We start from the raw sequence: 14,845 nt of genomic DNA, 5'->3' as shown, positions 1-14,845 counted from the left end.
CGGTCCCGGCGAGGCCCGGGTCAGTCCTCGGCGCGGTACATCCGAAGGAGTTCGGCCGCGTCCCGATCGGACAGTCGAAGCCCGAACTCCCGTGCGAGCAGGGCGAGCAGCTCCTCCTCCGGCACCTCCCGCCGCTCGACCCGCCCGTCGGGGCTCAGCCGCGACAGCTGCCGCCCCACGAGGGCCAGCCGGCCTGAGTCGCCCGGGTACTGGACGATGACCCGCCCGACGAAGGCGGAGCTGCGGTGGGAGGAGCTGTAGTGGTTCAGCACCTCGTAGTCGACGGGGTGGTAGGGCTGGGGGGAGAAGGCGTAGAGGTCCCGCCAGGCGCCCTCGCGCGAGGCGCACAGCACGAGGACCCCGTCCGCTTCCTCCTGGACGCGGAACACCCATTCCCCCTGCCGCACTTCGACGCCGGGGCGCGCCAGCGGCACGGGCTCGCGCGGTCCCTGCCAGCCGAACCCGGCGTCGCAGAGCCACGGTTCCCCCTCGACGGTGACGACGAGGACGGCGTGCGTCACCGCGAGCAGGGCGTCCCCCCGGGTGCGGTTGCGGGCGCCGCGTCCGGAGACCTCGAAGCCGATCCGCTCCAGGGCGGCTGCCAGCAGGGTGTTCTGCTCGTAGCAGTAGCCGCCCCGGCTCTCGCGCACGAGCTTGTCCTCGACCGTCTTGACGTCCAGCCCGACGGTGCGGCCGAACAGCACGTCCAGGCTCTCGAAGGCGATCGCACCGGTGTGGGCCCGGTGTACCGACTTCAACGTCCGAAGATCCGCCCGGAGTTCCCCGCCCTCCCAGCCGATCCTGTCCAGATAGGCGTCCAGGTCCAGCCCGTCACCGCTCCACATGACTCCCCCAACTCTCCGCGCCGCGAATATCCCGGGGCACCGACGGACCGGCCCCGCACAATGATCAGCATGACCGCCCTGCACACCAACCCGCTCTTCGCCCGCCTGGCCTCGGCCGAGCGGATCCTCGTCGCAGGCGCGGGAGGCGGCTTCGACATCTACTCCGGCCTCCCCATCGCCCTGTCCCTCATGCACCAGGGCAAGGAGGTCCACCTGGCGAACCTCTCGTTCAGCGCGCTCGCCGGGCTCCCGATCGAGGACTGGGTGGCCCCGGACCTCGCCGCCGTCACCCCGCACTCCGCGCCGCACCAGGCGTACTTCCCGGAGCGGACGCTGGCCCAGTGGCTGAAGCTGCACGGCTATCCGGCCACGGTGTACGCGTTCCCCCAGGTCGGGGTGCAGCCGCTGCGCGCCGCCTACCGGGCGTTGATCGACCTGCACCGCATCGACGCGGTGGTCCTGGTCGACGGCGGCACGGACATCCTGATGCGGGGGGACGAAGCCGGGCTCGGCACCCCGGAGGAGGACCTGACCAGCGTGGCGGCGCTGGCCGCGCTGGACGACGTACCCGAACGGCTCGTCGTCTCGGTCGGCTTCGGCGTGGACGCGTACCACGGGGTGAGCCACGCGCTGGTACTCGAGAACATCGCGGCGCTGGAGCGGGACGGGGCGTACCTCGGGGCGTTCTCGATACCCCGCGCCACGCGGGAGGGCGCCCTGTACCTGGACGCCGTGGCCCATGCCCAGGACCACACGCCGGACCGCCCGAGCATCGTGAACGGCTCGGTCGCGGCGGCCGTCCGCGGCTCCTTCGGCGACGTGCGGTTCACCAGCCGCACCCAGGGCGGCGAGCTCTTCGTGAACCCGCTGATGTCCCTGTGCTTCGCCTTCGACCTGACCGGCCTGGCCGCCCGCTGCCTCTACCTGGACCGGATCGAGAACACCCACCTCATGCGCCAGGTCAGCTCCGCGATCGCGGTCTTCCGCGATGAAGTGATCACCCGCCCGGCCCGGTCCTTCCCCCACTGAGGGCGCACGCGAAAGCGGGGACCGGCACTGGGCCGGTCCCCGCTTCCTCAGCTACTCAGCTACTCAGCAGTAGCCTTCGGGCTCGTCAGCTGCAGCCGCTGGTGGAGCCGCAGCCCTCGCAGATGTAGCAGGAGCCGGCGCGCTGCATCTTCGTACCGCAGGAGAAGCACAGCGGGGCGTCGGCGGAGACGCCGAGCTGCATCTCGACCAGTTCGGCGCTCGAGTGCGCCGTCTTGGGGGCCGGGACCGGGGCGACCGCGACCGGCTTGAGGGCCGGGACGGTCTGGACCGCGGCGAGCGGGGCCGCCGGGGTCAGGGACTCCGTGTCGAGCTCCTCGTCGAGGGGCTCGTAGGAACCGGTGTCCAGGTGGCGCTGACGCTCCTCGGCGGAGTGGATGCCGAGGGCCGAGCGGGTCTCGAAGGGCAGGAAGTCGAGCGCCACGCGACGGAAGATGTAGTCGACGATCGACTGCGCCATCCGCACGTCCGGGTCGTCCGTCATGCCGGCCGGCTCGAAGCGCATGTTCGTGAACTTCGCGACGTACGTCTCCAGCGGGACGCCGTACTGCAGACCGACCGAGACGGCGATCGAGAAGGCGTCCATCATGCCCGCGAGGGTCGAACCCTGCTTGGACATCTTCAGGAAGACCTCGCCGAGACCGTCGTCCGGGTAGGAGTTCGCGGTCATGTAGCCCTCGGCGCCACCGACCGTGAAGGAGGTGGTGATCCCCGGGCGGCCCTTCGGGAGGCGCTTGCGGACGGGGCGGTACTCGATGACCTTCTCGACGGCCGTCCGGATGGTGTCCTCCGCCTTGGCGGTGACCTCCACCTTCTCCTCTTCCTTCTTCTTCGCGGAGAGGGGCTGGCCGACCTTGCAGTTGTCGCGGTAGATCGCGAGCGCCTTGACGCCCAGCTTCCACGCCTCGAAGTAGATCTCCTCGATCTCTTCGACGGTCGCCGTCTCCGGCATGTTGACCGTCTTGGAGATCGCGCCGGAGATCCAGGGCTGGATCGCGGCCATCATGCGGACGTGGCCCATCGCGGAGATGGAACGCTCACCCATCGCGCAGTCGAAGACCGAGTAGTGCTCCTGCTTCAGGCCCGGGGCGTCGACGACCACGCCGTGCTCGGCGATGTGGGCGACGATCGCCTCGATCTGCTCTTCCTGGTAGCCCATGCGGCGCAGGGCCTGCGGAACGGTGCCGTTGACGATCTGCATCGAGCCGCCGCCGACGAGCTTCTTGAACTTGACCAGGGCCAGGTCCGGCTCGACGCCCGTGGTGTCACACGACATCGCGAGACCGATGGTGCCGGTCGGCGCGAGGACGGAGGCCTGCGAGTTGCGGAAGCCGTTCCTCTCGCCGAGGCGGATCACGTCCTGCCAGGCCTCGGTGGCCGCGGCCCAGATGATGTTGTCCAGGTCCTCGGTGCGCGGCGCGACGGCGTTGGCGTCGGCGTGCTGCTTCATGACGCGCTTGTGCGACTCGGCGTTGCGGGCGTAGCCGTCGTACGGGCCGACGATCGCGGCCAGCTCGGCGGAGCGCTTGTACGCGGTGCCGGTCATCAGCGAGGTGATGGAGGCGGCGAGGGTACGGCCGCCGTCCGAGTCGTACGCGTGGCCGGTCGCCATCAGCAAGGCGCCGAGGTTGGCGTAGCCGATGCCCAGCTGACGGAAGGCGCGGGTGTTGTCGCCGATCTTCTGCGTCGGGAAGTCCGCGAAGCAGATCGAGATGTCCATCGCGGTGATGACCAGCTCGACGACCTTGGAGAAGCGCTCGGAGTCGAAGGACTGGTTGCCCTTGCCGTCGTCGTTGAGGAACTTCATCAGGTTCAGCGAAGCGAGGTTGCAGGACGTGTTGTCCAGGTGCATGTACTCGCTGCACGGGTTGGACGCGGTGATGCGGCCGGACTCGGGGCAGGTGTGCCAGTTGTTGATCACACCGTCGTACTGGATGCCCGGGTCGGCGCAGGCCCACGCGGCCTCGGCGAGCTTGCGGAAGAGCGCCTTGGCGTCGACCGTCTCGATGACCTCGCCGGTCATACGGGCCCGCAGGCCGAAGTCGGTGCCGTTCTCGACCGCCGTCATGAACTCGTCGTTCACGCGGATGGAGTTGTTGGCGTTCTGGTACTGGACGGACGTGATGTCGTCGCCGCCCAGGTCCATGTCGAAGCCCGCGTCGCGCAGGGCGCGGATCTTCTCCTCTTCCTTCACCTTGGTCGCGATGAAGTCCTCGACGTCCGGGTGGTCCACGTCCAGGACGACCATCTTGGCCGCGCGGCGGGTGGCGCCACCCGACTTGATCGTTCCGGCGGACGCGTCGGCGCCACGCATGAAGGAGACCGGGCCGGAGGCGTTGCCGCCGGAGGAGAGGAGCTCCTTGGAGGAGCGGATGCGGGAGAGGTTCAGGCCGGCGCCGGAGCCGCCCTTGAAGATCATGCCCTCTTCCTTGTACCAGTCGAGGATCGACTCCATGGAGTCGTCGACGGCCAGGATGAAGCAGGCGGAGACCTGCTGCGGCTGGGGCGTGCCGACGTTGAACCACACCGGCGAGTTGAAGCTGAAGATCTGGTGCAGGAGCGCGTAGGTCAGCTCGTGCTCGAAGATCTCCGCGTCGGCGGGCGACGTGAAGTAGTCGAAGTCCTCGCCGGCCTTCGTGTAGGTCTTCACGATCCGGTCGATGAGCTGCTTCAGACCGGTCTCGCGCTGCGGGGTGCCGACCGCGCCCCGGAAATACTTGCTGGTCACGATGTTGACCGCGTTCACCGACCAGAAGTCGGGGAACTCGACGCCACGCTGCTCGAAGTTCACCGAGCCGTCGCGCCAGTTGGTCATGACGACGTCGCGGCGCGCCCAGGTCACCTCGTCGTACGGGTGCACGCCGGGGGTGGTGTGGATGCGCTCGATACGCAGGCCGCTCTTGGCAGTCTTGATTCCCTTGGAGCGGGAACCTCGTGCCGAGCTGCTCGCCGTCTCTGTCATGCCGCTCCTCCCAATGCGGGCAAAACGCCCTAAAGTGCCATCGCTATTCCGCGGCACGGTGCTGTGTGTCTTGTATCTACGTCTTCTTCGCCAGACCCACCGGCCGTTCCACGGCGCTCGTGCGGCGCGGAACGGGCCGTCCGGTCAGTCGGCGGCGGAGGCGGGCACGGGGACCGGAGCGGTCCGACCGGGCTCGCACTCTTGGGGGTGAGGCCGCGGCACGCGGAGTTCCGCGATGGCGGTCTCGAAGTCTTCGAGTGTGTCGAACGCCTTGTAAACGGACGCGAACCGGAGATACGCGACCAGGTCGAGGTCCTGCAACGGGCCGAGTATGGCCAGACCCACGTCGTGGGTGGTGAGCTCGGCACTCCCGGTGGCGCGCAACGCCTCCTCGACCCGCTGGCCGAGCTTGGCGAGGGCGTCCTCGGTGACCGGCCGCCCCTGGCACGCCTCGCGCACGCCGGAGATGACCTTGGTACGGCTGAAGGGTTCGGTCACCCCGCTGCGCTTGATCACCATCAGCGAGGCCGTCTCCACCGTCGTGAAGCGACGGGAGCAGTCGGGGCACTGGCGGCGCCTGCGGATCGACGTGCCGTCGTCGGTGGTCCGACTGTCGACGACACGGCTGTCGGGGTGCCTGCAGAAGGGGCAGTGCATGGTTCCCTCACCCTCCTCTTGGCGCGACTGAATCACCCCGCGAGACCCCTGAACGGAAGAGTTCGAGGCTCTACCGGGGGCTCTTGAAGCAGCCACAAGCATATGCGATGCCGGGGGCCTCGGCAGACCGAGGACCACAACTTCTGGGTGGCAGCGCTCATCCAACCACTAGATCTTGGGTTGTGGTGGATTTACACCGCTCCGCGTGTCGCGGCGTCCGATGGCCGGATAACAGGCCTCGCGATGCCACACTGGGCGCGGACCCGGACGGTGGCGACCCGACCCGGAAGGGTACCGTAAGCAATGGCTCCGGAGCCGAACCCGCGTTCGGCCCAGAGGGCCCGCCGGTCGTCTATACACCTCGCGAAGTGACCACGGTGAGTCATTTCTGATTTTTCACTCGAACGTGTGTTTGGCGCAACCTTTCGAAAGCAACTACCGTTGTCCAGCTAGGGAGAACATTTCGAGAGGGGCCGACGTGACCACCACCGCAGACAGTGCCACCATCACTGCCCAGAACCGCTCCCAGAGCCGACTTGAGCCGGTGCATGCCATGAATGACGCAAGCCCGAACCCGGAGGCGGAGCCCGTACGCCCCGCACGCTCGCTGCCAGGGCGACCTCCAGGCATCCGCGCCGACAGCTCCGGGCTCACGGACCGGCAGCGGAGGGTCATCGAGGTCATTCGCGACTCGGTGCAGCGGCGCGGTTACCCGCCGTCGATGCGGGAGATCGGCCAGGCGGTCGGCCTGTCCAGCACGTCTTCGGTCGCACACCAGCTGATGGCCCTGGAGCGCAAGGGATTCCTGCGCCGTGACCCCCATCGCCCCCGGGCGTACGAGGTGCGCGGCTCCGACCAGCCCAGCTCGCAGCCCACGGACACCACGGGCAAGCCCGCGGCCTCGTACGTACCCCTGGTCGGCCGGATCGCGGCCGGTGGCCCGATCCTCGCCGAGGAGTCGGTGGAGGACGTGTTCCCCCTCCCCCGACAGCTCGTCGGTGACGGAGAGCTGTTCTGCCTCAAGGTCGTCGGCGACTCGATGATCGAGGCCGCGATCTGCGACGGCGACTGGGTCACCGTCCGGCGCCAGCCGGTCGCCGAGAACGGGGACATCGTCGCCGCCATGCTCGACGGCGAAGCCACGGTCAAGCGTTTCAAGCGCGAGGACGGCCACGTCTGGCTGCTCCCGCACAACGCCGCCTACCAGCCGATCCCCGGCGACGAGGCCACCATCCTCGGCAAGGTCGTGGCGGTACTGCGCCGGGTCTGACCCCCCGCGCCCTCATCCAGCTCCGGGACCTACTGCGCCGGTCCCGGAGCTGCTTTGTGTCTCCTGCGCCCCAGGGCTTCGGCCTACAGGCCTTCCGCCTGGGCGGCGGCGTCGATCGCGGCGAGCGAGCGGCGGACCTGATTGCGGTCCGTGGTGTACCAGAAGTCCGGCAGCGTGGCCCGCAGGAAGCTCCCGTACCGGGCCGTGGCCAGCCGGGGGTCCAGGACCGCGACAACGCCCTTGTCACCGGTGGCCCGCACCAGCCGGCCCGCGCCCTGGGCCATGAGCAGCGCCGCGTGCGTGGCCGCGACGGCCATGAAGCCGTTGCCGCCGCGCTCCTCGACCGACTTCTGCCGGGCGCTCATCAGCGGGTCGTCGGGACGCGGGAACGGAATCCTGTCCATGACCACCAGCTGACAGCTGGCCCCCGGCACGTCCACGCCCTGCCACAGCGACAGCGTGCCGAACAGGCAGGTCTTCGGATCGGCGGCGAAGTTCTTGATCAGCTCGCCGAGCGTCTCCTCGCCCTGCAGCAGGATCGGGTTCTCGATCCGGCCGCGCAGCTCCTCGGCAGCGGCCTTCGCACCGCGCATGGAGGAGAACAGTCCGAGCGTGCGGCCGCCGGCCGACTCGATCAGCTCGGCGAGCTCGTCCATCATGTCGCCGCGGGTGCCCTCGCGGCCGGGGGTCGCCAGGTGCTTGGCGACGTAGAGGATGCCCTGCTTGGGATAGTCGAACGGCGAGCCGACATCGAGGCCCTTCCACTGCGGCACGTCCTCGCCCTCGACGCCTTCCGGGGACAGGCCCACGGACGCCGCGACACCGTTGAAGTCGCCGCCCAGCTTGAGGGTCGCTGAGGTCAGAACCACCGAGCGGTCCGAGAACAGCTTGTCGCGCAGCAGACCGGACACCGACAGCGGTGCCACCCGGAGGGTGGCACCGAAGCGGTCGTGGCGTTCGTACCAGACGACGTCGTACTCGGAGCCGGCCGTGATCCGCTCCGCCACCCCGTGCACACTCTCCACCGCGGCGAGCGCCTGCTTGCGGACGGCGTCCTCGTCGTGGACGGACTTGTCACGCGTGCTGCCGATGGCCGAGATCACATTGCGCGCGGAGTCCCGCAGAGCCATCAGCGCGTAGCCGAGGTCCTCGGGGATCTCCTCCAGCCGGCCGGGGAGGGCCAGCTCCATGACCCGCTCGAAGGTCTCGGACGCGGTCTGCAGGGAGTCGGCGGTCTTCTCGTCGACCAGCTTCGCCGCACGCTTCACGGCACGGTTCACCTGGCCCGGGGTGAGCTCTCCCGTGGCCACCCCCGTCACCCGGGAGACCAGCTCGTGGGCCTCGTCGACGATCAGCACCTCGTGCGACGGGAGTACCGGGGCGCCCTCGATGGCGTCGATGGCGAGCAGCGCGTGGTTGGTGACGACCACGTCCGCGAGCTTGGCCCGCTCGCGGGCGGCCTCCGCGAAACACTCGGCGCCGTACGCGCACTTCGTCGCGCCCAGGCATTCGCGGGAGGAGACGGAGATCTGCGACCAGGCCTTGTCGGAGACTCCCGGGGTGAGGTCGTCGCGGTCGCCCGTCTCAGTCTCGTCCGCCCAGTCGCGCAACCGCAGCAGGTCCTGCCCCAGCTTGCTGGTCGGGGTGGCCGCTTCGAACTGATCGAAGAGGCCTTCCTCCTCGTCCTGCGGGGCGCCCTCGTGCAGACGGTGCAGACACAGGTAGTTGGAGCGGCCCTTGAGCATGGCGAACTGCGGGCGGCGGCGGAGCTGCGGATGCAGCGCCTCCACCGTCCGGGGGAGGTCGCGCTCCACGAGCTGGCGCTGGAGGGCCAGCGTCGCCGTGGCCACGACCACGCGCTCGCCGTGCGCGAGCGCCGGCACCAGGTAGCCCAGGGACTTGCCAGTACCGGTACCGGCCTGGATGAGGCGGTGGGAGTTGTCGTCGATCGCTTCGGCGACGGCTTCGGCCATGGCCACCTGGCCGGGGCGCTCCGTGCCGCCGACGGCGGAGACGGCGGCGTGCAGCAGGTCGGGGAGAGAGGGCTTCGTCATAGCGCTGCCAAGCCTACGGGGCTCCACCGACAGTGACCGCACCGGCGAGCGCTCATAACCGGTACAGGGGGTTCGCCGCGGTGCCGTACCGCACGGCGTGCGGGCGCTCGGGCCGGTCGCGGTAGCCGTTCTCGTAGAGACGGTTCCTGTTGAGGCAGAGCCTCACGATGCGTTCGCCGAGGAGGTCGAAGAGCGCGCAGCGCTCATTGAGCTCCGGGAAGCGGGCCTGGTGGCGCAGGATTTCCGCCCGTACGAGGGACCAGAAGGTGTCCTCCGGAACCCCGAGCCGGTCCTCGCAGAGGGCGGAGAGGTAGCGGAGGACGCCGACGAAGAGCCCGGAGTGGATGAACTGGGGCAGGTGGTCCGCGGGCTCGGCGAGCAGTACCGCACGAACCTCGTCCGGCACGGCGGCCAGCTCCGGCAGCGGCTCGGCGCTGATGTTGACGTCGTCCACGAAGTCCTTGACCGCGAGCCGGACCGGGACGTCGTGCTCGTCGAAGATCACGATGGCGTTCTCGCCGTGCGGGGAGAAGACGGTGCCGTACCGGTAGAGGAAGCGGGGCAACGGGGGCAGCAGGGCGGAAAAGAGGTGCTGGAGCCAGACGGCGGGGGCCAGGCCGAAGCGGGCGACGAGCTCGGCGGTGAAGGAGCGGCCGCGGGGATCGGTGTGCAGGAGCGAGGCGAGGGTGCGGGCCCGCTCGCCGGGGGCGAAGGTGGCGCTGAGCTCGCGGGCCAGGTGGCCGAGGGTCCCGTCGTCGAGACCGAGGGGGGCACGCGCGCGGATGAGGAAGGCGTACGGGTTCCCGAAAGCGGTCGGCGGCCCGGAGGCGCACGCGACTCCTCGGGGGATCGGGAACTTTGCTGCGTGACGCAGAGTTTTCGAATTGAGAGGTGCGGGATGTGCGGGATGTGCGGGGCATGCGCGGCGTGCGGGGGCGGTACTCAGAGGAGATTGCGCAGCACGCGCTCGCGGATCATCAGGGCGGCTCGCTTGCCGGGCAGTTCGATGTGGGTGGGGCAGCGGAAGCCGGAGTTCAGGAAGGCTGAGACGGAGGGGGTGTTGCGGATGTCCGGTTCGGCGATGACCCGCATGCAGCGGGGGCGGTTGTCGAGCACCAGGTCGGCGACGGCGCGCAGGAGCGCGGTTCCCAGACCTCGGCCGCGGTTCGTGCCGTCTCCGATGAGCAGGTGGATACCCGTGTCGTGGGGGCGCGCCGGGTAGTGCGCGGAGAGCGGGTCGAGGTCGGCCCGGTAGATCTCCCAGTAACTCATCGGGGTGCCGTCGAGGAGGCCGAGGCACGGGATGCTGCGGTCGCCCCCGTCCAGCTGTGTCCGCACGTGGGCGGCGGTGACGGCAGCGGGGCCGGCCAGTTCCCAATAGGCATCCACCTGTGGGTCGTTCATCCAGCCGGTGAGCAGCTCCAGGTCGCGGTCGAGCCGTACGGGTTCGAGGTGGAAGACCCCGGACCGCGTCGTGACGCCGCCCCAGGCCGCCGGGGAGTCGAGCAGATCGGCTTCGGCGAGCTGGGGCAGCGACTCGGCGCTGAGACGCGGCGCGACGGTGCGGAGCACACCGGTGTGGAAGTCGGTGGAGGCCATCGGGGCTCGTCTCCGTTTCCGCGCTGACGCGTCAATCGTGCAGGGGGTTGGCGATGGTGACGTAGACGGACTGGGTGTCTACGGGGCCGACGAGCTCGTCCAGACCCCCTAGGCGGGTGAGCAGATTCGCCTTGCACCGCAGGGTGGGCGAGTCGAGCAGTCGCTCGGGGAGCGGGCCGAGGCCCCTGGCCTTGCCGAGGAAGCGTCGGAAGGCGGCCAGCAGGACGCGTTCGTCTGCGAGCCTCTGGGATCCGAAGGCCCCGATGAGGCCGAGCACGTTGTTGATGCCGAGGTAGTAGGCGAAGCGTTCGTCGGTGACGGCGTCGGAGACGAAGGTGTCGCTCGTGGCGCCGATACCGGGGAGGCGGCGCTCCAGTTCCTCGCGGCGGGAGGCGCGGAAGTAGTAGCCCTGGTTGTCGCGGTAGCGGCCGCCGACCGGCCAGCCGGCCGGGTCGAGGAGGACCAGCGTGTTCTGCTGGTGCGCTTCGAGAGCGATGCCGGCGAGCGCATCGAAGGCGAGGACCGGTAGGACCACGTGTTCGAGGTAGCGCAGGAACCACTCGGCGGCGACGGCGGAGGTCGTCCGCCCGGTGGTGGCAGCGAGGCGCGAGACGGTCTCGGCGAGCCGGGAGGTCATCGTGGTACGCCCGGGCCACGGCCGGGGTGCGGTGAGTGCGGCGATACAGAGGGCGTCGTCGCCCGATCGGAAGGGGTTGTGACGGAGCAGGACGTCAAGTCCGGGAACGGGGGCACCGTCCGGGGCGTCGACGGCGACCCAGGCGGGATCGCGGACGATGTCGAAGCCGGGGTGGGCGGCCTGCCAGCGCTCGGCGAGTCCGGTGCGGAGCAGCCGGTGCACCTCGACGCCGCGGTGGAGTTCCTTGCGGAGGTTCTCGCGGCGGGAGTTGGTGATGTGCAGGCCCAGGGAGAGCTTGAGCATCGCGGGGGCGCCGGGCTGGTGGACGGTGCGGATGGAGGAGGTCGGATACCAGGGGGCGCCGTACGGGCCCAGGTCGTGCAGGAGTCCCGCGTCGCGGAGGGCGGCGACCTCGGGGCGCTGGAGCAGGTCACGGGCCTGCCAGGGGTGAAGGGGTAGGGGGGTGGCGTCGTCGGGCATCGGGAGCCCGGGGGCGAGGCGGCCCAGCAGCCGGGCGGCGGAGACCGGGCGGCCGCGTTCGGTCCAGGCGGAATCGGCGGCGAGGGCGGTGGGTGCGACCGCCACCCAGTGCAGGGGGAAGGAGCCGTGGAGTTCGGGTGAAAAGCTGCGCACTTCGGCTTCGGAGAGCCCTTCACGGCTCTTCGGTGTCGGGTGCAAGGGGTGGCCGAGGAGGAGGGACTGTTCGGCGGTGAGGAACCGGTCCGCGGCGACGCGGGCCGGTGGGGCCGGGCGCTGGCGGCGATCGGTGATGAACTCGGCGGTCCGGCGCACCGAATCGGCGACCCGGCCGACCAGGTCGGCGCCTCCATGGAGGGCATCGGCGTGGGCGCCGCCGCTGGGGGCGCGGCCCGTGTGTGCGTGGTCTGTGTGGGCGTGGTCCGTGTGGGCGTGGTCCGTGTGGGCGCCGGCGTTGTCGGAGCCGTCTCCGTGGGCGGCGTCTGCGGAGGCGCCGGCGCTAGGGGAGCCGGTGGCTTCCCGGGACATCAGTGCCGCGAGGGTGACGGCGTCCACGGCAGGGGCGGCGGCGGGTACGCCTTCGATTCGGGCCGGGCCGAAGCGGTGCCAGCCGGCGGCGGACCAGTAGCGGACGGCGACGAGAAGGGCGGTACCCGATGCGGGGAGGGGGATACGCAGGACGGGACCGGCGGGCTGTCCGAGTCCGGTCTCGCGGACCCAGCAGCGCAGCAGGTTCTCCACCGAGGCGGCCTCGGCGGCGACCCTCGGGTCGGGATGGTCCAACGGGTCGGCCGCGCCCGCGCGGGGTCGGACGGTGCCGTCCTTCTGCCGTGGCACCGAGGCGGACGGCCGCGGCTCGGCCCCTGTCCAGGGCATGCCTGCGGTCGGCATGCCGGGGAACGCACCGGCGGGACCGGTGAAACCGTTCTCCGGCGGTGCGGCCCGGCCCTGGGACGGCGCCGGAGGCGCGGGGGCCCGCTCCGCCGGTTCGGCTTCGCCGCGGCGTGGGAACGCCGCCTCCGCCTCGATGGGCGCGCCGGTGGCACCGGAGGCCGCAGTGAGCGCCGCGGAAGGGGCACCGGGCGCGGGCCACGCCCGCGCGGCCCAGCCCTGGCCCGTTGAGGGCAGCTCGCCCGAACGCCCCGCGGCGGGCGGTTCCGGCTCGGCCGACGGGCCGGGGCTGGGCGACGCTCCCCTGACCTCCGTCGCAGGCCGGCCGGCGAGATCGTCCGGGGAGCCCCCGGCTGGCAGGCCCCCCGCCGGGCTTGCCGGACCAGCGTCGACCGCGGCAGTGGGAGCCGACTGCGGAGCTGCGGGCGCGGTCGAAGACGCACGGCCCGACCCCTCGCTGGGGGCCGGTGTCACGGGGCGTACCACCGCGCCGGCCGGCGGTGGCCACCCGGTGGGAGCAGGCAAGGACCCGGCAGACACAGCCGAATCGACGGCGGGCCGAAGGGAACGGTCCTCCAGAACGGGCAGCGGCGGCCCCGCAGTGGGAGTCGGTGACGACCCGCCAGGCACGGTGGAATCGAAGACGGGCGGGAGGGAACACCCCTGAGAAGCGGGCAATGGCTGCCCCACGGTGGGAGTGGGAAGGGACCCGGCGGGCCCGGCCGGATCGCCGACGGACCGGGGGGAACGACTCTCCGCCACAGGCGACGGCTGCCACGCGGTCGGAGCGGGCAGGGACCCAGCGGGTACGGCCGGCTCGACACCAGGCAGGAGGGAACGACCCTCCCCCGCGGGCGACGGCTGCCACGCAGTCGGAGCAGGCAAGGACCCGGCAGGTACCGACGGATCGCCGGCGGACCGGGGGGAACGATCCTCCGCCACAGGCGACGGCTGCCACTCAGTCGGAGCAGGCAAGGACCCTGCAGGTACGACCGGATCGCCGGCGGACCGGGGGAATCGACCCGCCGCCTCAGGCGGCGGCCACGCGGTCGGAGCGGGCAGGGGCCCGGCGGGTACGGCCGGATCGACACCGGGCAGGAGGGAACGACCCTCCGCCACAGGCGACGACGGCCATGCAGCGGGGGTCGTCGAGGCACCGTCGAGGACGACCGGATCGACGGCGGGCCCGGGGGAGCGGCCCTCCGTGGCGAGCGGCGGCTGCCACGCGGTGGGAGCGGGAGCGGACCCGCTGCCTGGGGCCGCAGGAGAAGCGGGCGGCGGAGGTTGGGCCGCGCCGCCGGAAGGCGACGGCGTCGGCCCGCCGACCGGGGAGAGGGAGGGGGTGGGCTGCAACGGCGCAGCCATCACGGTCGAGGCACCGCTGACCGGAGACGGCCCGTGCGGGCCCCCTGGGACGGGCGGGGCCGGGCTCCGACCGGGAGCCGTGGGCTCGAACGCGGTGCCGGAAGGGCTCCCGAGCCGGGTCGCCAGGGGTCCGGCGGAGGCCACCAGGGACGGTGAAGGACAGCCGTCCGGAGGCGGCATCGGCGCGCCTCCGGGAGTGGGGGCCGCCAGCGCCGTCGGCCCGGCCGGGCTGACGGGAGCTGACGCTGGCACGCTCTCGGCAACGGGCAGGGCCCCGAGGCCGGGTGCCGGCGACGGCTGCTGGAGTCCTGCAGAGCCGGTCGGAGGTACCGAGAGCCCGTAACCGGCTCCGGCAGCCGGACCCGGGGCGGTCCGGGGGGTGGGCGAGACGCCGGGAGGAGGGACAGACTCCGCTGAGCGGAGCCCGGCCTCCTCGGCAGCAGCCGGCCGGGAAGCGCCGACGGAGGGAGGCACGGGAAACCTGAGCCCGTCTCTGTGCCCAAGGACGGACGGAGAGCGCAGGGCGTCGGGATGCGGGACCGGACCGGACCCCGCGCCGGTTGGCACGCCCAGCTCCGGTGGCTGCATCGCCGGGGCAGTGGCGGGCATCGGATCCGGCTGCGCGGAGGCGGCCGGGGGAAGCGGGGACCGGGGTGCATCAGCGGGCACCGACGGGGACGGCCCGGAGGCGGCCGGAGGAAGCGGGGACCGGAGTGCATCAGCGGGCACCGACGGGGACGGCCCGGAGGCGGCCGGAGGAAGCGGGGACCGGAGCCGATCAGGAGACACCGACAGCGCCAGGGCGGCGGCAGGCGGAGAAGCCGGCGGCGGCAGTGGATCACCGGGCACCAGCGGCGGCGGGGTCGAGGCAGCCGAACCCGAAGGTGGCCGGAGCGAGTCGGCGACCACCGGGGCGGGCACCGCGGAAGCGGCCGGAGAAGAACCGGCCCGAAGGGGATCGGGATCCCCCAACACCGACGGCCGCGGCGTGGAGGCAACCGGAGCCACAAACGGCCCCAGCACATCGGCAACCACCGGCGA

The 14,845-nt window shown here is 71.4% G+C and carries 8 protein-coding genes and 1 pseudogene; 2 read left to right on the top strand and 7 right to left on the bottom strand.

Annotated features, from left to right (window positions below; translation table 11 throughout):
• Window positions 1-20: 20 nt before the first annotated feature.
• Window positions 21-845, bottom strand: a complete 825-nt coding sequence (locus OTB20_RS32345) for an arylamine N-acetyltransferase family protein (protein ID WP_267823008.1) — start codon at window positions 843-845, stop codon at window positions 21-23.
• A 69-nt stretch (window positions 846-914) separates the two neighbouring features.
• Between OTB20_RS32345 and OTB20_RS32340 the strand changes: the two genes are divergently transcribed.
• Window positions 915-1,874: a DUF1152 domain-containing protein gene (locus OTB20_RS32340; protein WP_267823006.1), complete on the top strand. Its 960-nt coding sequence runs from the start codon at window positions 915-917 to the stop codon at window positions 1,872-1,874.
• 85 nt (window positions 1,875-1,959) lie between these two features.
• On the opposite strand, the gene OTB20_RS32335 is transcribed toward OTB20_RS32340, so the two are convergent.
• Window positions 1,960-4,854 (bottom strand): vitamin B12-dependent ribonucleotide reductase, encoded by a 2,895-nt coding sequence (locus tag OTB20_RS32335; protein WP_267823004.1) that lies wholly within the window; start codon window positions 4,852-4,854, stop codon window positions 1,960-1,962.
• Between the two features lie 144 nt (window positions 4,855-4,998).
• Window positions 4,999-5,511, bottom strand: coding sequence for a transcriptional regulator NrdR (nrdR, locus tag OTB20_RS32330; RefSeq protein WP_267823003.1), 513 nt, complete (start codon window positions 5,509-5,511; stop codon window positions 4,999-5,001).
• 478 nt (window positions 5,512-5,989) lie between these two features.
• Here nrdR and lexA point away from each other — a divergent pair, with 478 nt between their 5' ends.
• Window positions 5,990-6,781 carry a transcriptional repressor LexA gene (gene lexA / locus OTB20_RS32325; RefSeq protein ID WP_267823001.1) on the top strand — a complete coding sequence of 264 codons (792 nt, stop codon included), beginning with the start codon at window positions 5,990-5,992 and terminating at the stop codon, window positions 6,779-6,781.
• Between the two features lie 83 nt (window positions 6,782-6,864).
• Here lexA and OTB20_RS32320 read toward each other — a convergent pair whose 3' ends face one another.
• From OTB20_RS32320 to OTB20_RS32305, 4 genes and pseudogenes are all read right to left on the bottom strand, one after another.
• Window positions 6,865-8,835: an ATP-dependent DNA helicase gene (locus OTB20_RS32320; RefSeq protein WP_267823000.1), complete on the bottom strand. Its 1,971-nt coding sequence runs from the start codon at window positions 8,833-8,835 to the stop codon at window positions 6,865-6,867.
• Between the two features lie 52 nt (window positions 8,836-8,887).
• Window positions 8,888-9,580 (bottom strand): annotated as a pseudogene (locus OTB20_RS32315) (IucA/IucC family C-terminal-domain containing protein); the annotation flags it as partial.
• A gap of 197 nt (window positions 9,581-9,777) precedes the next feature.
• Entirely contained in the window at window positions 9,778-10,434 is a 657-nt protein-coding gene (locus OTB20_RS32310; protein WP_267822998.1) for a GNAT family N-acetyltransferase, read from the bottom strand.
• Between the two features lie 31 nt (window positions 10,435-10,465).
• Window positions 10,466-12,439, bottom strand: coding sequence for an IucA/IucC family protein (locus OTB20_RS32305; RefSeq protein WP_267822996.1), 1,974 nt, complete (start codon window positions 12,437-12,439; stop codon window positions 10,466-10,468).
• Window positions 12,440-14,845: the final 2,406 nt, after the last annotated feature.

It is taken from the genome of Streptomyces sp. H27-H1 (assembly GCF_026627445.1).
Taxonomy (GTDB): Bacteria; Actinomycetota; Actinomycetes; order Streptomycetales; family Streptomycetaceae; genus Streptomyces.
Note: the sequence above shows the minus strand (reverse complement) of the source record. Positions and strands in the feature narration are given on the sequence as shown.